Origin of the sequence: Peteryoungia ipomoeae (assembly GCF_004912165.1) — a bacterium.
Lineage (GTDB): Bacteria > Pseudomonadota > Alphaproteobacteria > Rhizobiales > Rhizobiaceae > Allorhizobium > Allorhizobium ipomoeae.
Genome location: NZ_STGV01000006.1, coordinates 109,973 through 127,766, shown reverse-complemented (window position 1 = coordinate 127,766; position 17,794 = coordinate 109,973). Strand labels below are relative to the sequence as shown.

18 protein-coding genes are annotated in these 17,794 nt (G+C 60.1%); 14 read left to right on the top strand and 4 right to left on the bottom strand.

What is annotated here, in order from left to right:
- Positions 1 to 106: 106 nt before the first annotated feature.
- The gene (locus FAA97_RS17300; RefSeq protein WP_136599811.1) at positions 107 to 2,356 is read right to left on the bottom strand and encodes a methyl-accepting chemotaxis protein; all 2,250 of its coding nucleotides are present in this window, start codon (positions 2,354 to 2,356) and stop codon (positions 107 to 109) included.
- A 314-nt stretch (positions 2,357 to 2,670) separates the two neighbouring features.
- Between FAA97_RS17300 and FAA97_RS17295 the strand changes: the two genes are divergently transcribed.
- From FAA97_RS17295 to FAA97_RS17270, 6 genes are all read left to right on the top strand, one after another.
- Positions 2,671 to 3,411 (top strand): FadR/GntR family transcriptional regulator, encoded by a 741-nt coding sequence (locus FAA97_RS17295; protein ID WP_136599810.1) that lies wholly within the window; start codon positions 2,671 to 2,673, stop codon positions 3,409 to 3,411.
- A 77-nt stretch (positions 3,412 to 3,488) separates the two neighbouring features.
- Entirely contained in the window at positions 3,489 to 3,821 is a 333-nt protein-coding gene (locus tag FAA97_RS17290) for a cupin domain-containing protein (RefSeq protein ID WP_136599809.1), read from the top strand.
- Positions 3,822 to 3,996: 175 nt separating this feature from the next.
- Complete coding sequence (locus tag FAA97_RS17285) at positions 3,997 to 5,019, top strand: ABC transporter permease (protein ID WP_136599808.1); 1,023 nt, start codon at positions 3,997 to 3,999, stop codon at positions 5,017 to 5,019.
- Positions 5,019 to 5,903 (top strand): ABC transporter permease, encoded by an 885-nt coding sequence (locus tag FAA97_RS17280; RefSeq protein ID WP_136599807.1) that lies wholly within the window; start codon positions 5,019 to 5,021, stop codon positions 5,901 to 5,903. Before FAA97_RS17285 ends, FAA97_RS17280 begins: the two co-directional genes overlap by 1 nt.
- A 4-nt stretch (positions 5,904 to 5,907) precedes the next feature.
- Positions 5,908 to 6,744, top strand: coding sequence for an ABC transporter ATP-binding protein (locus FAA97_RS17275; protein ID WP_136599806.1), 837 nt, complete (start codon positions 5,908 to 5,910; stop codon positions 6,742 to 6,744).
- The gene (locus FAA97_RS17270; protein ID WP_136599805.1) at positions 6,744 to 7,505 is read left to right on the top strand and encodes an ABC transporter ATP-binding protein; all 762 of its coding nucleotides are present in this window, start codon (positions 6,744 to 6,746) and stop codon (positions 7,503 to 7,505) included. The genes FAA97_RS17275 and FAA97_RS17270 overlap by 1 nt, the downstream gene beginning before the upstream one ends.
- A gap of 208 nt (positions 7,506 to 7,713) precedes the next feature.
- Here FAA97_RS17270 and FAA97_RS17265 read toward each other — a convergent pair whose 3' ends face one another.
- From FAA97_RS17265 to FAA97_RS17255, 3 genes are all read right to left on the bottom strand, one after another.
- A complete protein-coding gene (locus tag FAA97_RS17265; RefSeq protein WP_136599804.1) occupies positions 7,714 to 9,312 on the bottom strand; it encodes an ABC transporter substrate-binding protein in 1,599 nt (532 codons plus the stop codon).
- Between the two features lie 82 nt (positions 9,313 to 9,394).
- Complete coding sequence (locus FAA97_RS17260; protein WP_136599803.1) at positions 9,395 to 10,024, bottom strand: SGNH/GDSL hydrolase family protein; 630 nt, start codon at positions 10,022 to 10,024, stop codon at positions 9,395 to 9,397.
- A gap of 5 nt (positions 10,025 to 10,029) precedes the next feature.
- Positions 10,030 to 11,178, bottom strand: coding sequence for a mandelate racemase family protein (locus FAA97_RS17255; protein WP_136599802.1), 1,149 nt, complete (start codon positions 11,176 to 11,178; stop codon positions 10,030 to 10,032).
- Between the two features lie 339 nt (positions 11,179 to 11,517).
- Here FAA97_RS17255 and FAA97_RS17250 point away from each other — a divergent pair, with 339 nt between their 5' ends.
- From FAA97_RS17250 to ric, 8 genes are all read left to right on the top strand, one after another.
- Entirely contained in the window at positions 11,518 to 11,658 is a 141-nt protein-coding gene (locus tag FAA97_RS17250; protein WP_136599801.1) for a DUF1127 domain-containing protein, read from the top strand.
- 514 nt (positions 11,659 to 12,172) lie between these two features.
- Positions 12,173 to 12,367, top strand: a complete 195-nt coding sequence (gene napE / locus FAA97_RS17245; RefSeq protein WP_425467433.1) for a periplasmic nitrate reductase, NapE protein — start codon at positions 12,173 to 12,175, stop codon at positions 12,365 to 12,367.
- Positions 12,368 to 12,377: 10 nt separating this feature from the next.
- The gene (locus FAA97_RS17240; protein ID WP_136599799.1) at positions 12,378 to 12,878 is read left to right on the top strand and encodes a ferredoxin-type protein NapF; all 501 of its coding nucleotides are present in this window, start codon (positions 12,378 to 12,380) and stop codon (positions 12,876 to 12,878) included.
- Complete coding sequence (locus FAA97_RS17235) at positions 12,859 to 13,152, top strand: chaperone NapD (protein ID WP_136599798.1); 294 nt, start codon at positions 12,859 to 12,861, stop codon at positions 13,150 to 13,152. The genes FAA97_RS17240 and FAA97_RS17235 overlap by 20 nt, the downstream gene beginning before the upstream one ends.
- A complete protein-coding gene (napA, locus tag FAA97_RS17230; RefSeq protein ID WP_136599797.1) occupies positions 13,127 to 15,631 on the top strand; it encodes a periplasmic nitrate reductase subunit alpha in 2,505 nt (834 codons plus the stop codon). Before FAA97_RS17235 ends, napA begins: the two co-directional genes overlap by 26 nt.
- On the top strand, positions 15,601 to 16,092 hold the full coding sequence (locus FAA97_RS17225) for a nitrate reductase cytochrome c-type subunit (RefSeq protein ID WP_136599796.1): 492 nt from the start codon (positions 15,601 to 15,603) through the stop codon (positions 16,090 to 16,092). Before napA ends, FAA97_RS17225 begins: the two co-directional genes overlap by 31 nt.
- A 2-nt stretch (positions 16,093 to 16,094) precedes the next feature.
- Positions 16,095 to 16,805: a NapC/NirT family cytochrome c gene (locus tag FAA97_RS17220; RefSeq protein WP_136599795.1), complete on the top strand. Its 711-nt coding sequence runs from the start codon at positions 16,095 to 16,097 to the stop codon at positions 16,803 to 16,805.
- Between the two features lie 300 nt (positions 16,806 to 17,105).
- Positions 17,106 to 17,768: an iron-sulfur cluster repair di-iron protein gene (ric, locus tag FAA97_RS17215; RefSeq protein WP_136599794.1), complete on the top strand. Its 663-nt coding sequence runs from the start codon at positions 17,106 to 17,108 to the stop codon at positions 17,766 to 17,768.
- Positions 17,769 to 17,794 lie beyond the last annotated feature (26 nt).

The following is a 17,794-nucleotide window of genomic DNA, read 5'->3' as shown; positions in this document are numbered from 1 at the left end:
CCTGATGACGATCGGCCGAGCCGCATAAGTCAGGCTCGATTTTAATGCACAGGGCCGCACCGCTTGAGAAGCGATGCGGCCCAGAATGTTTGGTGCGGGTTCAGCCTCAGGCAGCGTAACGATGACCAGGCTGACGCGAGGTGGACGACGAATACTCGGGGCCCCGCATCTCGAAACGTTGCAGAAGCTCGGAAAGACGAGCGCTTTCCTGCGCCAGATGGGCGCCGGCTGCGCTCATCTCTTCCACCATGGCGGCATTCTGCTGGGTCATCTGGTCCATGTGGTTGACCGAGGTGTTGATCTCGGAGAGACCCGACGCCTGTTCCCTGGCAGCCGTTGCAATCGCATCCATGTGCTGGTTGATGGCAGTGACAAGACCGGCAATTTCCCTGAGCCCTGCCCCGGTATCGTTGACCAGGGTCACGCCCTGCGTGACGGCAGCTTCCGAATTTCCGATCAGCGACTTGATCTCCTTGGCCGCATTCGCCGAACGCTGGGCCAACTCGCGGACTTCCTGGGCAACGACGGCAAAACCCTTGCCGGCTTCACCTGCGCGGGCAGCCTCGACACCCGCATTGAGCGCCAGAAGGTTGGTCTGGAAAGCGATCTCGTCGATCACGCCAATGATGTTGGTGATCTGGCTGGAGGCCATCTCGATCTTTTGCATGGCTTCGACAGCATTCGACACGATATCGCTTGAAGACGCAGCACGGGTACTGGCATGGCGCACCATCTCGCGCGCTTCGCTGGCCCGTTCCGAGGTCTGCTTGACATTGGTGGTCACTTCTTCAAGCGCAGCGGCAGTCTCCTCGAGCGAGGCGGCCTGTTGTTCCGTGCGCTTCGACAGCTGATCGGACGCCATGGAGATTTCCCCACTGCCGCTGCGAACATTCAGGGCCGTCTGACTAACACCTTCGAGCGCGCTGCGAAGCTGATGCACCGAGGTGTTGAAGTCGTGGCGCAGGGATTCGAACTGTTCGCTGAAGACTTCGTCGATCTGGCAGGCCAGATTGCCGGAGGCAAGAGCCTGCAGGCCGCGGGCCAGACCGGACGTGGCCTGCGTCAGGCGCTCTTCTGCTTCGCGCTCGGCCTTCTGCTGGAAAGCGATCCGTTCGCGTTCCGCCGTCTTGCGGTTTTCCTCGGCCGCGGCTTCCAGCGTCCTGTTGTGGACGGCGGCTTCCTTGAAGACTTCGACGGCACGCGCCATTTCGCCGATTTCATCGGTACGACCCGAGGCGGGAATCACCACCGACAGATCGCCACCGGCGAGCTTGCGCATGATGCTCGTGAGCTGGGCGATCGGATTGGCAACCCGGAAGATCACCATCAGGATTCCGGCCATCGAGAGCGCGAGCGTGATCAGCATGGCGACGCCGTAGATCACGATCGAACGAGTGGAGGATGCAACATTGGCAGCGGTGATCGCGGTCATCTGTTCAAGCGAGATCTGCGCGATATTCGCGAGCGAAGCCTGTGCCGGACCAGCTGGCTTGCGCCAGTCGTCAACAGCCATGTCCATCGGTTGACCGGCCTCGAAAGCGGCAAGGGCTGCGGCCTTCTGCTCGGCATAGGCGCCGCCGAAATAGATGGATTCGGCCACCTTATATTGTTCCGTGATGGCAGTCGGGACTGCCGGGCTCCTGACGATCTGGGTTATGAGGTTCCAGGCGAAATTGACCCGGGCGTCCTGAACCGCGATCTCCGACAGCTTGGCAGCATTGAGCGGTTCCTTGGCGATGACCGCGCCGACCAGGGTCGAGTTTGCCGAGCCTCCATGGGTGCGCATGGACCACCCAAGCGACCGTAGCTGTGTAAACATCATCAGCTGCGGATTGCGGTCGGCGATGATAACTTCCACGGTATTTGCCGCAGCCTCAAGGTCGGCCAGCATCTGGTCGGCCAGCGCGAGCACCTGTTTCGTCAGCGCCGGATCGCGATCTGCCACGGTTTTTTGAAACGCGGCATCTATCTGTGGCCGGAGCGCAAGCCAGCGCCCATAGGCGTCCATCAGCGGAACAAGCGAGCGGCCGAGTTCGGCCGAGCCGATCTCCTCCGTCAGTGCCTTTGCCTGGGCGAAGGCCGGATCGACTGCCTTGCGTCCTTCCTGCAGATTGACAAGACTCGACTGAATGTCCGCCGGCTCCAGTTTTGCGGCCGAAGACGCAGCACCGCGCTCGCCCCGCATACCAAGCAACGCATCGAAGAGCCGTGCGTCGAGCTGGGCCAGTTGTGAAAGCTCGGTCGAATTCCTGTAGACATTGACCTCCTGCAGCAGAAGCCGACCGACCAGGCCGATCACGGCAAGGCTCAACACTGCAAAACCGAGAACGAGAGTATGCTTGATGGAAAGTTTCATGGAGTTCCTCGAGACGCTGTGCGCTTGACTGAAGCTGCACGCGCCACGGTCAAGTCAGACAAGTTTGGGCATACTTGTCATGACAAGATAAAAAGGCGATTAATCCGAGCCGCTTTGAACCGCAGATTGCGCGATATTGTGACGTATTTTTTGTCTACCATGGAAAACTTGCGGAAATATCTGGGTTTCGAGTCCAGAAATGGTGCGCAGCGGACGATCTGTTGTCTTGGCCAAGCGCCTTTGTAGGGGCCTCTTGGCAGGGGGAAAGGAAATCGCTAGACTTGCCAGACAAGTAATCGCATCAAGGATAGTGGATGGCGAGCGAAGCGCAAATCGAGGTCCAGCAGGGGCAATCCCTGGCCTCCATGATCAGTTCCGCATTGCGACAGGATCTCCAGGCAGGCACCTTTCTGCCGGGGGATCGTTTGCCGAGTGAGAGTACGCTGACCCGGCAATATTCTGTCAGCCGCACGGTTGTGCGGGAAGCCATTGCCATTTTGCGCGCCGATGGGCTCGTCGAGGCGCGGAAGGGTGCCGGTGTTTTCGCTTTGCCAGCCAGACAGGTTCCCGAGCAACCCTTCAACGATCTCGCAACGCAGCGCATCTCCTCTGTCATCGAACTTCTGGAGCTTCGGACCGTCTTTGAAGTCGAATCGGCTGCCCTTGCCGCCCTCAGACGGTCGGCTGTGCAGATCGAGGAAATCCTCGATGCCCATCGAACGGTCGGTCAGTGCCTGCAAGACGGAGCGCCAACTCGCGACGCTGATTTCAAGCTGCATTTCGCCATCGCGGAAGCGACCCAGAACCGGCGCTTCCCCGAATTCCTGCAATTGATCAGGACAGGCATTATTCCGCGCGGAGATCTACAGGGCGAGGCGCCTGGCTCTCGCCCGAAGGATTATAACCTCCATCTGCAGGAAGAACACGGCCTGATCGTCGATGCCATCATCGAAGGGGATGCGGATGCGGCGCGCGCCCATATGAAGTCGCATCTCCGCGGCAGTCTCGAGCGCTACAAGGCGCTTCTGCGGCATCAGCGCTCGGACCCGGCCTAGCCAACCTGCGCCGGCGACCTTGTCAGATAGATTTTTAATCTTGTATGATGAGCCTGTTATTCATACAGGAGAATCCCATGTCCCTACCCAGATTTGACGCAACCTCTCCCAATCCGGGTGTCACCCGCCGTATTCTCGCGGAAGCCCCCGAGTTGATGGTCGTGTCTTTCCGCTTCGAAGCCGGTGCGGAGGGGAAGCTTCACAGCCATCCGCATGTGCAATCAACCTTCGTGGCAAGCGGTCGTTTCCAATTCTTCCGCGATGGCGTGACTTACGAACTCGCGGCGGGTGACAGCCTCGTCATTCCCGGTGGCGTCGAGCATGGATGCCGCTGCATCGAAAGCGGAGAGTTGATTGATAACTTCACGCCGCGCCGCGATGATTTTCTGCCTGCGCCGAGCGCGTCGTAAACAGGCGAAAGGCGGCGGCCTCGCCGGCTCCGCCAGCGCGGTTTTGCTGCGCTGGTGCAGGCTCACTGTCGCGAGCGGCTTGACACCGCAACAAGCCTGTGACAGGTTTGCGTTAGTTGTCTGACAGGCTGGGAACCTGTCCCCGCTTTCGCGGCGGTCGATGTTTGGAGGATCCATGTCAATCAAACGCCTGCATCTTGCCGGTTTCACCGGGCAGCTGGGCAGCATCGCCGTCACGCTGCTCGGCCTGCTGATGCTGACCTTTTTCATCGGGCGGATGATGCCGGCCGATCCTGTCCGCGCGATCGTCGGTGAGGATGCCACGCCCGAGACCTATGAGCAGGTCTATCGCTCGCTCGGCCTCGACCGGCCCGTCTACGAACAATTCGTCTATTTCCTCGGCGATATCGTCACCGGCGATTTCGGCACGTCGATCCGCACCGGCCAGCCGGTGATCGAGGATATCCTGCATGTCATGCCGGCGACGATCGAGCTTGCCACCTTTGCCATCATCATCGGCGCGACCCTGGGCGTAACCATGGGCGTGATCGCTGCCGTCAACAAGGATCGCTGGCCGGATCATCTCGTGCGCGTGTTCAGCCTGTTCGGCCATTCCATGCCGATCTTCTGGACCGGTATGATTGCACTCATCGTGTTCTACGCCCATCTCGGCCTTGTCGGCGGAAGCGGGCGGATGGACCAGTTCTATATCGGTCTGGTCGAGGAGCGCACAGGCTTCCTGCTGATCGACAGTCTCATGGCAGGTGAGATGGAGGTCTTCTGGTCGGCTCTCAACCATCTGATCCTGCCGGCCGCCCTGCTCGGCTATTCCTCCTCCGCCTATATCACCCGCATGACCCGCAGTTTCATGCTGGACCAGCTGGGCCAGGAATACGTCACCACGGCGCGGGTCAAAGGCCTTTCGCAGAATCAGACGATCTGGCGGCACGCTTTCGGTAACATCCGGGTGCAGCTGGTGACGATCATTGCGCTTGCCTATGGCTCGTTGCTGGAGGGCGCGGTGCTGATCGAGACAGTCTTTGCCTGGCCGGGATTCGGCCAGTACCTGACGAGCAACCTGATCATTGGCGACATGAATGCCGTGATGACCTGCGTGCTGATCGTCGGCGTCATCTTTATCGGGCTCAATCTTCTGTCCGACATCCTCTACCGCATCTTTGACCCCAGGACACGCTGATGGCCACCAAGACGCACACACAAAGCCTGCCGGGATGGTTGCTCGCACTGAAGAACATCATTGCCTTCCTTTTGCGCAGCCCAACCTCGGCATTCGGACTGGCCGTGCTTGCGGTTCTCGTCCTCACCGCACTTTTCGCACCGCTGATCGCCACGCATGATCCTTATGTGCAGGCTCTGGGCAACGTGCTGCAACCGCCTGGCGGAGAGCATCTGTTCGGCACCGACGAGCTGGGTCGCGACATCTTCAGCCGGCTGGTCTTTGGTGCGCGCATCACGCTCACCATCATCTTCCTCGTCTCGATCGTGGTCGGGCCGATCGGTCTGATTATCGGCACCTCCGCCGGTTATCTCGGCGGCCGGTTCGATACGGTAATGATGCGCATCACCGATATCTTCCTGTCCTTTCCGAGCCTCATCCTCTCGCTGGCCTTCGTCGCGGCATTGGGTCCGAGCCTGAACAATGCGATCATCGCGATTGCGCTCACCTCATGGCCGCCGATTGCCCGCCTGGCGCGCGCCGAAGCCATGACGTTCCGCAATGCGGACTATATCGCAGCAGCCCGTCTTCAGGGCGCCTCGACCAGCCGGATCATCGTCAAGTCCATCATGCCGATGTGCCTGCCCTCTGTCCTGATCCGTTTGACGCTCAACATGGCAACGGTCATCCTGACGGCTGCCGGTCTTGGTTTTCTGGGTCTGGGGGCGCAGCCGCCGATGCCGGAATGGGGCGCCATGATCGCGACCGGCCGGCGCTACATGCTGGACAGCTGGTGGCTGGTCACCTTCCCCGGCGTTTCCATTCTCTCGGTCAGCCTCGCCTTCAATCTTCTGGGCGATGGCCTGCGCGATGCGCTCGATCCCAAGCAGATGAACCGGAGGTAAGGCGATGGAAAAGACCATACTCGACGTCCAGAACCTGCGCATCCGCTATGGCGGCTCACCGGTCGAGGCCGTACGTGGCGTGTCCTTCACGCTGGGCTGCGAGCGTCTGGGCATTGTCGGCGAATCCGGGTCCGGCAAATCCACGGTCGGTCGGGCCCTGCTGCGTCTTCTGCCGGGCGCGACGATGACGGCGGACACGCTGCGCTTCGAGGAGCTGGATCTCCTGACGCTCTCCGAAAAGGAGATGCTGAAGGTGCGTGGCCGGCGCATGTCGATGATCCTGCAGGATCCGAAATTCTCGCTCAATCCCATTCGCCGCGTCGGTGACCAGGTCGCCGAAACTTATCTGCGGCACTTCAAGTGCAGCCGCAGCGAGGCCCATGACAAGGCCATCGCCATGCTGGAAGCGGTGAAGATCCGCGACGCGGAACGGGTGTTCAAGCAGTATCCGCACGAAATTTCCGGCGGCATGGGCCAGCGCGTGATGATTGCGATGATGCTGCTGGCTGATCCTGACCTGGTCATCGCCGACGAGCCGACATCGGCGCTCGATGTTACCGTCCGGCTGCAGGTTCTCAACATTCTGGATGGGCTTGTCCGTGACCGCGGCATTGGCCTGATCATGATCAGCCATGACCTCAACCTTGTGCGCAATTTCTGTGACCGGGTGCTGATCATGTATGCCGGCAAGGTGGTCGAAACCCTGAAGGCATCGGAACTGGATAAGGCTGAGCACCCCTATACGCGCGGCCTCCTCGCAGCACAGCCGCGCATCGGGGGCACACGCCAGCCGCTTGCCGTGCTGGATCGTAAGCCTGAATGGCTGGAGGAGAAGGTCTGATGTCCGTTTCTGTCGAGGTTCGTGATCTCTCCATCGTTTTTGGGTCAGGCCCTTCCGCCGTGAAGGTGCTGCCGAGTGTTTCGTTCAGCGTGAAGGCCGGAGAGTGCTTCGGGCTTGTCGGCGAATCCGGGTCCGGAAAATCCACCGTGTTGCGGTGCATGTCGATGCTCACTGATTTCTGGAAGGGTGAGGTGCTGATCGACGGACGGTCGGTACGCGACATTCCGCTGATCGAAAGATGCCGCATGCTGCAGATGGTGTTTCAGGATCCCTATGGCTCCCTCCATCCCCGCCAGTCCGTGCGCACCGTGCTGAATGAGCCACTCGTCATTCATAAGCTGGATGACCGCGAGGAGCGCATGCGCCGGGCGATCACCGATGTCGGCCTGCCCGTCTCGTTCCTCGATCGTTTTCCCCATCAGCTGTCCGGCGGCCAGCGCCAGCGCGTGGCGATTGCGCGCGCCTTGATCCTGGAGCCCTCGCTGCTGCTGCTCGATGAGCCGACCTCTGCGCTCGACGTCTCTGTTCAGGCGGAAATCCTCAATCTCCTGCAGCGCCTGCGCGAAGAGCGCGGCTTCACCTATATCATGGTGACCCATGACCTCGCGGTGGTCGATCACATGTGCGACCGCTTCGCCGTGATGCTGCGCGGTGAGGTGACAGAGATCCTGCCGCATGAAGCCATTGCCACCAATGGCGCAACCCATGCCTATGCGCGTGAGCTGATCGGCGCATCGCTGGAATATGAAGGCATCCGCTGATCCCTGCCCTCCCCTTCTGGACAGCTTTCAAAACCCGGCTTTCACGCCGGGTTTTTCTTGTCTGGTGAATGATGCCGGACGGATGGATCCCGAAACAAAGAGAGGCGCGTGTTGCCACGCGCCTCAAGGTTCCTTGGGAGGAAGTCGGGTCTGACCCTGAGCGCAGGCCTGGGAGGGTGCCGCGCGCTCAGGGACGTGTCGCTTTGGATCAGCGGTTCTTGGTGATCCCTTCAAAGCGCGACAGCCAGGGGCTGACGATCATGCCTTCGACATCGCTGCGATAGGCTGCGGTATCGACGACTTCCGAGAAGGGCTGGATGGGCATGACGATTTCATCCATGTAGGCCTGCAGCTCTTCATAGAGCTTGGCCTGCTTGGCCGAATCGCGCTCGACCAGAGCGGTCTCGATCATCTCATTCAGCTTCTTATCCTGGAAACTCGTGCGCCAGCTCTGATAGTTGGTCAGCTTGGCCTCGTCCGAATTATCAGGGTTATAGGCCATGGAGCGCAGGTTGTTGTCAGGATGCGGCTGCTGCCCGCCACCGCCGCGACCGACGAGAAGCTCGAACTTGCGCTCGCGCATCGCGCCATAGATCTGGTCGCCGGAACCGCTGATCAGCTCGGCCTTGATGCCGGCCTGGCCAAGCGTATTCTGGATGGCGGTTGCCGCCTTCAGGAAGGGATCCTCGGAAAGCACGCGCAAGGTGGTCTCGAAGCCGTTCGGGAAGCCCGCTTCGGAAAGAAGTGCCTTGGCCTTTTCCACATCCAGTTTATAGCCCTGATCCGGCAGCGAGCCCATGACATCAGTGCTCAGCGAGCGCTGATGCAGCTTGCCGTAGAAAGGCATGACGGCCTCGTCGAGACCCTGGTAGTCGATGAGATAACGCAGCGCCTCGCGCACCTTCTTGTTGGCGAAACGCTCGTCCTTCATCGATACGGCGAGGTAGTAGAAGCCCGATCCCGGCACGGAGGCGATGGCGATCGCCTTGTCGCTTTCCAGTGCCTTGAGGTCAGGCGCCTGCAGCGAATAGGCAACGTCAATGTCGCCCTTTTCGATCATCAGGCGCTGCGACTGGGATTCCGGCAGGTGGCGCATCAGAACGCGGCGCATGGCCGGGGCCTCACCCCAGTAGTCGTCATTGCGCGTCAGGATGATGAATTCGTTCGACTTCCACTGCGTCAGCGTGAACGGGCCGGAGCCTGCAGAATTCGTGGTAAGCCATGCGGCACCGAGATCGCCATCCTTCTCGTTCTCGAGGGCGGCCTTGCTGTCGATGATCGAGCCCGGGCCATTCTGCGCCAGGATCATCAGCAGCAGATTGGGGTCATCGGCGCCGGGCAGGTTGAGGACGAAGGTATGCTCGTCTTCGGCGACAAAATGCTTGTCGGCCGCTTCCAGTGTGAAGCCACGGGTCTTCAGGAATGAGGACTGGGCGAGATTGCGCGTCAGCAGGCGCTTCAGGCTCCAGGCCACATCCTGGGCAGTGACCGGATTGCCGGAGGCGAATTTGACATCCTTGCGGAGGTGAAAGCGGATCGACATGCGGTCTTCCGCAATCTCCCACTTTTCGGCGAGGCGGGACTGCAGGCTGCGATCTTCGGGGGAAAGCATGACCAGCGTGTCATAGACATTGTTCAGGACCTGAACCGTCTCGCGCCCGGTGATCGCCGCCGGATCTAGCGTCAGGATATTGCTCATGGTGGTCGCCACCACGAGCTGATCCTTTGGCGTCTCGGCAAGGCTTGCCAGCGGCGAGACGCCAGACAGAAGCGCAGCGATCGCTACGGATAGAAAAAACTTCTTCATGCTTCCTCCCTTTCGGTGCCATTCCATCATGGCGACCTCTAACGTTATGATCGGGCACTGCTCCTCCACGAGCAGCGCGGGATCAGGCGAGTATGCTGCGAACAGGCGCGACGAGCGCCTGTCCTATGGCACGGGTTGCCTCTCTGCCCAGATGCACTCCATCGACGGGCGAGGCCGTGGCGACGGCGCCCGCGTCGAAGAACTCAGCGCCGACTTCCGCGGCAAGCTGGCGAAATAGAGGCGAAAGCCGTTCGGATTCGGAAATTCTGCGGCCGGCGGCCGGTGCGCCTTGGGGACCCGCGACGCAAGCCGGCGGCGCGACGATCATCAACCGCGGGATCGCCGTTCGTGGCTTGTAGGGAAAGGTCTCGACGATCTGCGCCAGCCGGCGCATGCCGGAGACCGCAGGCTCCGCCTGTCCACCATGGCTCGGCTTCAGGTCATTGGTGCCGAGCATGATGATGACGAGATCGAGCGGCATGTGGCTGCCCAGGGCAACCAGAAGCGCCTTTGCGCCGTTGCGGCAGGCCGGCCCCGTATGGTCGTCATAGCAGGTGGTTCGCCCGCCGAGCCCGTCGCCGATCACCCGCGCCAGATCGCCAAGCCCAGCCTCAAGCACTTCGGGCCAGCGAAATTCCGGCGGATGCCGCAATCCCGTTGCAGGGTCGGCGCCCCAGGTCAGGCTGTCACCAAATGCGAGGACCGTCTTCATCGTGGTTATCCGACCCGATTGTTTTCGATGAAGTCGAAATCGATATCCTCGCCAAGGCCCGGACGGTCAGGAACATGGACAAATCCATCTGCATCCATGGGGTCGGACAGGGATTTCAGGTAGTCGTGGCCATCGTCATATTCGAGGAAGGGATGCAGCAGGCCGCGCTCATACCAGCGGCAGTTCTTCGAGGCCGCCACCACATGCAGGTTCATCGCCGTATTGCCATGGACCTCGCATTCCATGCCGAAGCATTCGGCCATGCGCATGGTTTTCAGTGCCGGCGTGATGCCGCCGACATCGTTGACGCCGGTCCTGAGGATATCGCAGGCCCCGGCCTTCACCCATTCGGCGCGGTGCCAGTGCTTGCCAGAGGCGCTTTCCGGTCCGACGACCGGGATATCGAGATTGTCGGCCAGCCACTTGTAGGAGGACATGGACTGCTCATCCATCGGCTCCTCGATCCAGTCGAAGCCAAGCTTTTCCAGGCCGCGGCCGAGGTCCAGCGCATCCGTGCGCGAATACCAGTGGAAGGCATCGATCATCAGGCGGATATCGGGGCCGACAGCCTCGCGCACTGCGGCGCAGGCCTTCAGGTCCATCTTCACATCCGGCGCCCAGCTGACCGGCGGCATCCAGGTATGCAGCTTGATGCCCTTGTAGCCGCGCTTGACCAGCGTTTCAGCAAAACGGCCATAATCTTCCGGCGTGGCCAGGCCACCCTCCAGCTCGTCGCCGCACATGATCGAGCCATAGGCCAGAACCTTGTCGCGATAGGCGCCGATCAACTTGTGTACAGGTGTATCGAGCATGCGGCCGGCGAGATCCCAAAGCGCGCAGTCGACGACGGCCAGCGTGCGGTCGGTCAACTGGGCGGCGGATCCGCGCTGCCAATGGGCCAAATCCTGCCACAGGCGCTCCCGGTCGCGATGATCCTGCCCGATCAGGACCTTCTTGACGAACTTGTCGATCACATGCGGACGCACGATTTCCGGCGCGGTAAAGGAATGGCCCTCATGACCGTCCTCGGTGCGGATCGTCAGGATTGCCTGCTCGACCTGATGCGGAGGTCCGGGATGGGCATGGCCGGCGCTGTCGGAGTGGCGGCGCGTGGTCGTGCGAAATCGTCTTACAATGACGTCGGAAATGATCATCGGTATTCCTGCTCACCAAGTTGAGGTGCGTGTCTTCAACATGTCAGATAGATTTTAGCTTAACCGGCGATAACTGTCAAATCTGTAATACAGGTTTGTTGTCGGTGGTCATTCCGGCATGTTTCCCCGGGGCGGCATTGCGAGCGAAGGCGCGAGGGGAAGTGGGATGTGGTCGTCGGGAGGGCCGGCGGGCGCTCGCCGGGCTATACATTCCGTTAAGACATGAGGCGGAACTGAGGTGTGCTTGGGCAGCATGCCTCCCATGCGAGCACGTGCATTTTATTTCATCATGGAGCGGGCTATATATTGTGCATAGCACAAGATGAATGGAACGAAACGATGCGTATCGCTAGCAAGCTCAAGACCTACCTCGAAAATCGCCGCGCTATCCGCGAACTGTCGGCCCTCGACGATCGCGCCCTGAGCGACCTCGGCATTTCTCGCCACAACCTGCGCGCCGCCGTCGAAGGCCGCCGTTGATACCTTTCGGCTCTCCCAGCCTGCAGAGCGGCATAGGTTCGCTCGCAAGCTGATCGGAGCCGATCGCTGACGCCCATGCGGACCTGTTCGAGGTCCGCATCATATCCCGCTGCCAGTCTATTCGCGGTTGCCGGATTTTGAAGCACAGCCGACCATCTCGATGGTGGTCCCGCGTGGCGCAATACCCCCATGCTTCACCAAGCTTGCCTCCATCAAGCGCGCGGCGGAACCCGTCTTCCGATCCAGTCAGGCAAGCTTGAAGTTACTCGCCCCGCCCAAAACCGCTCCGATCAAAAAACTGACATTCTCCGCAGAGTTCCCCCGGCATGGAGACGCGGCGGGAGAGTGATTGCGCCTCGAGGCCCGCTTTCCCGGCGCTTTCTACCTCTCTTTTACCCCCCACAAGCCGCGATCACCGCCCTTCGTCGCAATTATCCCGACATCACGAGACTTCACTTTCCTTGACAGAAGAGTGATGAAAACGCACACTGATTGCGAGCAGGAGGAGGAGCCCGTGCGTCACAGCACCGAGAACACCACCGCGTTGTCTGCCTCCGACCGCCGTTTGCGGCGTCGATCCGAGCTTGCGACATTTTTCATACTCGCCTTCGGCATCTGGCCAATCCTTGCAGTAGCGGCCGTCGGTGGCTTCGGCTTCATTGTCTGGATGTACCAGATCATCGCCGGTCCGCCCGGCCCTCCAGCGTAGCGAGGATCCGATGGTGACCCTACTATCGCGACGATCGTTGCTTCGAGGACAGATAAGGGAAGAAGTGCATATTCTCCCACCGGGCCTCGGGAGTCCTGTTTCGGAGATCTGCGAACAATGCCGGGCATGCGTTGATCACTGTCCGAAATCAATCATCTCGATGCAGTCCGGCATGCCCACGCTCGATTTTTCCATTGATGGGTGTGATTTCTGCGGCATATGTCGCGAGAATTGTCCGCATTCCGACATGTTTTTCGACGCGGACCTCTCCTTCTCCCACACAGCACTAGTGCTCTCGCACTGTCTGGCGCTCAATGGCGTCGACTGTCAGTCATGCCGTGATCATTGTCCGGCCGACGCCATCCGCTTTCGCCCGCGCGCTGGCGGACCATGGCATCCGGACATTGCTGACCAAGATTGCACCGGCTGCGGCGCCTGCATCGGCCACTGCCCGACGAGCGCAATTTCCATATCGCTGAGGAGTAGTCCGCATGTCGACGCGCGCGCCTGACCGCTTTCATGTCTCCAGTGCCGTTGTCCTGTGCACGCCCGGTGCGGCTGATCGCCTTGTCGAAACTTTGGCAGAAATGCCGAACGTCGAAGTTCATGCCGCTGAACAGGGCAAGATCATCATCGTGATCGAGGGCAAGTCCAGCGGCGAAATGGGCGCCACATTGGCGGCCATTTCAAGCCTTCCGGATGTCATGGCGGCAAACATGGTTTTCGAGCATGCAGAGAATTTGGAGGAGGGATTGATCAATGGACACAGAACTGACGCGGCGTAGTCTGCTCAAGGCCCATGCCGCCGCGATTGCAGCGGCCACCGCCGGCATCAGCTTGCCGGCCAATGCCCAGTCTGTTCCGGGTGGCGTCCAGTCGCTTGAAATCAAATGGTCAAAGGCACCCTGTCGCTTCTGTGGCACCGGTTGCGGGGTCATGGTCGGCGTCAAGGAAGGACAGGTCGTCGCCACGCACGGCGACATGCAGGCCGAGGTGAACCGCGGCCTCAACTGTATCAAGGGCTATTTCCTCTCGAAGATCATGTACGGCGAGGATCGTCTGACAACCCCCCTTCTGCGCAAGCGCAACGGGCAATTTGCCAAGGACGGCGAATTCGAACCGGTGAGTTGGGACGAAGCTTTCGACGTCATGGCCGAGCAGTGCAAGAAGGTTCTGCGTGAGAAGGGACCGACAGCCGTCGGCATGTTCGGCTCCGGTCAGTGGACCATTTTCGAGGGCTATGCCGCGACCAAGCTGATGCGCGCCGGCTTCCGCTCCAACAACCTGGACCCCAATGCCCGCCATTGCATGGCATCTGCGGCTTACGCCTTCATGCGGACCTTCGGCATGGACGAACCGATGGGCTGCTACGATGACTTTGAGCACGCCGACGCCTTTGTGCTCTGGGGCTCGAACATGGCGGAGATGCATCCGATCCTGTGGACACGCCTCGCAGACAGGCGGCTCGGCCACGAGCATGTGAAAGTTGCGGTGCTATCGACTTTTACCCACCGCAGCATGGACCTTGCCGACGTTCCGATCATCTTCAAGCCGAGCACCGATCTGGCGATCATGAACTACATCGCCAACCACATCATCTCGACCGGTCGGGTGAACGAGGAATTCGTGCGCGCGCATACGACCTTTATGAAGGGCGTGGACGATATCGGTTATGGCCTTCGACCGGACGATCCGCTCGAGGTGAAGGCAAAAAATGCCGGTGATCCGACCAAGATGGAGCCGATCGACTTCGACAGCTTCAAGGCTTTCGTCTCGGACTATACGTTGGAGAAAGTAGCCGAACTGACAGGGTCCGATCCCGGCTTCCTGGAACAGCTCGCCGAGCTCTATGCCAATCCCGACACCAAGGTCATGTCGCTTTGGACCATGGGCTTCAACCAGCACACGCGCGGTGTCTGGGCCAATCACATGATCTATAATTTGCATCTGCTGACGGGAAAGATCTCGGAGCCAGGCAATGGCCCTTTCTCCCTGACTGGCCAGCCTTCGGCCTGCGGAACCGCACGCGAAGTCGGCACCTTCGCGCATCGCCTGCCCGCGGACATGGTGGTGACCAATCCCGAGCACCGGCATCATGCCGAGGAGATCTGGAAGCTGCCCGACGGCCTCCTCCCTGACAAGCCGGGTTACCATGCCGTGCAACAGGACAGGATGCTGAAGGATGGCAAGCTGAACTTCTATTGGGTCCAGGTGAACAACAACGTTCAGGCAGCCCCCAATACCAGCAATGAAACCTATCTCGGTTACAGAAACCCGGACAACTTCGTTGTCGTCTCAGACGCTTATCCCACCGTCACCGCCATGTCGGCCGACCTCATTCTGCCGGCCGCCATGTGGGTTGAGAAAGAGGGCGCCTATGGCAATGCAGAACGCCGAACGCATGTCTGGCATCAACTGGTCAATGCACCGGGAGACGCACGCTCGGACCTCTGGCAATTGGTGGAGTTCTCCAAGCGCTTTACGACCGATGAGGTCTGGACCGAGGAGATCTTGGCGCAGAATCCTGACTACCGCGGAAAGACGCTTTTTGAGGTGCTGTTCGCAAACGGCAAGGTTGACCGATATCCCCTATCCGAAGTTGACCCGGACTACACAAATCGCGAAGCCGAAGCCTTCGGCTTTTATCTCCAGAAGGGCCTCTTTGAGGAGTACGCGGAGTTTGGGCGCGGACATGGGCATGATCTGGCGCCCTACGACGTCTATCACCAGGAACGGGGCCTTCGTTGGCCGGTCGTCGACGGCAAGGAAACGAAGTGGCGCTACCGCGAAGGCTATGACCCCTATGTGAAACCGGGCGAAGGGGTGCGCTTCTATGGCAAACCCGATGGGCGTGCAGTCATCCTCGCAGTCCCTTATGAGCCGCCGGCGGAATCCCCGGACGAGGAGTTCGATTTCTGGCTGGTGACCGGCCGCGTGCTGGAACACTGGCATTCCGGTTCGATGACGATGAGAGTGCCCGAGCTCTACAAGGCCTTTCCCGGCGCCCGCTGTTTCATGAACGCCGACGACGCACGAAAACGCGGGATCAATCAGGGGGCGGAGATCACCATCGTCTCGCGTCGCGGCGAGATGCGGACCCGCGTCGAGACGCGTGGTCGCAACCGCATGCCTCCCGGCGTGATCTTCGTTCCATGGTTCGATGCCAGCCAGTTGATCAACAAGGTGACGCTTGACGCCACCGATCCGATCTCCAAACAAACGGATTTCAAAAAATGCGCAGTCAAGATCGTTCCCGTGGCCTGACAAGAGGCCGGCTCGGCGCCCTTGCCATGTTCGCAGCCTGCCTCATCGGTGGCGGCGTGGTTGCTCAATCGGTTCCGCAACTGTCCGGCCCGCCTCAACAGATGGATAGTCTCCCGGCAAAACCATTGCCGAAATGGAATGTGGATGACGTGCGCAAAATGCGCGCCTACCCGGACCAACCTCCCGTCATTCCACACTCCATCGAAGGCTACCAACTGTCGGTCAACACCAACAGATGTCTCTCCTGCCACAAGCGCGAATTTACGGAAGGCTCCGGCGCTCCGATGATCAGCGTGACCCACTACATCACGCGTGAAGGGCAGATGCTGGCAGACGTTTCGCCGAGACGGTACTTTTGCACGGCCTGCCACGTGCCCCAGGCAGAGACCAACCCTTTGGTCGGCAACACCTTTCGCGACATGAGCGAGATGGGGGTTAAACTGATGGGGGAGGAGCATTAAAGATGCAGAGGCTCCGCAACCTGCTCGCATGGACATGGCGCATCCTCACGACACCAGCGGCGACACTCAGCCTGGCCTTCCTGACGCTGGGCGGCTTTGTCGGCGGCGTCATGTTTTGGGGTGCGTTCAACACGGCGCTTGAACTGACGAATACGGAGGAATTCTGCGTCAGCTGCCACGAGATGAAGACCAACGTCTACGAGGAGATGACCAGGACCATACACTTCTCCAACCGATCCGGCGTCAGGGCCTCCTGTCCAGACTGTCACGTCCCGCATGAGTGGACAGACAAGATCGCGCGCAAGATGCAGGCCTCCAAGGAAGTCTGGGGCAAGATTTTCGGAACGATCAATACGCGTCAGAAATTTCTGGATGAGAGATTGCGGTTGGCACAGCACGAATGGGCAAGACTGAAAGCCAATGACAGCCTCGAGTGCAGAAACTGCCACTCCTCCATCGCCATGGACCTGTCGAAACAGACGGAACGTGCTGCGGAGATCCACACGCGCTTTCTTCTGAATGGCAAAGCAACGTGCATCGATTGCCACAAGGGTATCGCTCACGAGCTTCCGAACATGCAAGGCGTTGATCCCGGCTGGAAAATGCCGGAAGAACTGCAAGGCGAAAAGCTCCCAACGGCATCGGCAATTGATCAGCTACGCAACGCCGTCGACCGCGCGCACAGTGGGTTGCTTGCCGATGGGGGGATCTGATACGGGTTGCACCCGTCTTCGGCGAGACACCTTTGGGCGGCACAGAACCTGAAAAGGCTTCAGCCCTGCTCAGGCTGACGGGTTCCGCTGCGATACTCTCAATGAGCTTCCATCATATCCGCGATGGCGCAGCCTTGGTCATTGCGGTCGTTGCGGGCGAGCACCACTCCGCAAGGTCTGTGGCATCGCGCAACCTGCCGACGTCATGTTGTTTGCGGAAGCGCAACGACCCAATCAGTGCGGGTGTCCATAGTCCGCTCCAAAGCGGAAATGCGCGAGAGCTCAAGCAAGGTGAACCCCATGGAACTCCAGCAAAGTCAGACGGTCGGCAAGATCGCCACATCCATCCCCGGTGCAGCAGAACTTTTCCGCCAACATGGGATCAGCTTCTGCTGCGGCGGTTCAGACAGCATTCAGGAGGCGGCGGTCGCTGCAGGCCTTTCACCCGAAGCTATGCTGAGCGAATTGCAGAGCCTTGTACGCGCCGCTTCGACTGAAGCGCCAGAGGGAACGATCGACCTGATCCATCACCTTCGAACGCGCTACCATGACACCCATCGGGCGGAACTCATCTCGCTCATTCCACTTGCGGCCAAGGTCGAGCGCGTGCATGCCGATCATCCCGATGCTCCGCTCGGACTGGCAGATCTCCTCGAACGGATTAAGAGCGATCTCGGCGATCACATGCATCGCGAGGAGGTGTTTCTCTTCCCGCTCATGGAACGCGATGACCAGCCGATGCTGACGAGACCCATCGAACAAATGCGCCACGAGCATGATGTCGAGGCGCAGCATCTGGCGGAACTGGAACACGTGACGGGTGGATTTCATCTGCCGGAAGGCGCCTGCAATTCATGGCGCGCGCTTTACACGAACGCGAAGAAGTTTTCCGACGATCTCGTCCGTCATATGCATCTGGAAAATGAGATCCTCTTTCCCCGCTTCACCAGCGCAAAAGTCTAGGGCAGACACCAGCAGGCGGACGGGAT

Coding starts and splice junctions, on each gene's coding strand:
- FAA97_RS17300 (WP_136599811.1), bottom strand. CDS start 2,356: ATGAAACTTTCCATCAAGCATACTCTCGTTCTCGGTTTTGCAGTGTTG.
- FAA97_RS17295 (WP_136599810.1), top strand. CDS start 2,671: ATGGCGAGCGAAGCGCAAATCGAGGTCCAGCAGGGGCAATCCCTGGCC.
- FAA97_RS17290 (WP_136599809.1), top strand. CDS start 3,489: ATGTCCCTACCCAGATTTGACGCAACCTCTCCCAATCCGGGTGTCACC.
- FAA97_RS17285 (WP_136599808.1), top strand. CDS start 3,997: ATGTCAATCAAACGCCTGCATCTTGCCGGTTTCACCGGGCAGCTGGGC.
- FAA97_RS17280 (WP_136599807.1), top strand. CDS start 5,019: ATGGCCACCAAGACGCACACACAAAGCCTGCCGGGATGGTTGCTCGCA.
- FAA97_RS17275 (WP_136599806.1), top strand. CDS start 5,908: ATGGAAAAGACCATACTCGACGTCCAGAACCTGCGCATCCGCTATGGC.
- FAA97_RS17270 (WP_136599805.1), top strand. CDS start 6,744: ATGTCCGTTTCTGTCGAGGTTCGTGATCTCTCCATCGTTTTTGGGTCA.
- FAA97_RS17265 (WP_136599804.1), bottom strand. CDS start 9,312: ATGAAGAAGTTTTTTCTATCCGTAGCGATCGCTGCGCTTCTGTCTGGC.
- FAA97_RS17260 (WP_136599803.1), bottom strand. CDS start 10,024: ATGAAGACGGTCCTCGCATTTGGTGACAGCCTGACCTGGGGCGCCGAC.
- FAA97_RS17255 (WP_136599802.1), bottom strand. CDS start 11,178: ATGATCATTTCCGACGTCATTGTAAGACGATTTCGCACGACCACGCGC.
- FAA97_RS17250 (WP_136599801.1), top strand. CDS start 11,518: ATGCGTATCGCTAGCAAGCTCAAGACCTACCTCGAAAATCGCCGCGCT.
- FAA97_RS17240 (WP_136599799.1), top strand. CDS start 12,378: ATGGTGACCCTACTATCGCGACGATCGTTGCTTCGAGGACAGATAAGG.
- FAA97_RS17235 (WP_136599798.1), top strand. CDS start 12,859: ATGTCGACGCGCGCGCCTGACCGCTTTCATGTCTCCAGTGCCGTTGTC.
- napA (WP_136599797.1), top strand. CDS start 13,127: ATGGACACAGAACTGACGCGGCGTAGTCTGCTCAAGGCCCATGCCGCC.
- FAA97_RS17225 (WP_136599796.1), top strand. CDS start 15,601: ATGCGCAGTCAAGATCGTTCCCGTGGCCTGACAAGAGGCCGGCTCGGC.
- FAA97_RS17220 (WP_136599795.1), top strand. CDS start 16,095: ATGCAGAGGCTCCGCAACCTGCTCGCATGGACATGGCGCATCCTCACG.
- ric (WP_136599794.1), top strand. CDS start 17,106: ATGGAACTCCAGCAAAGTCAGACGGTCGGCAAGATCGCCACATCCATC.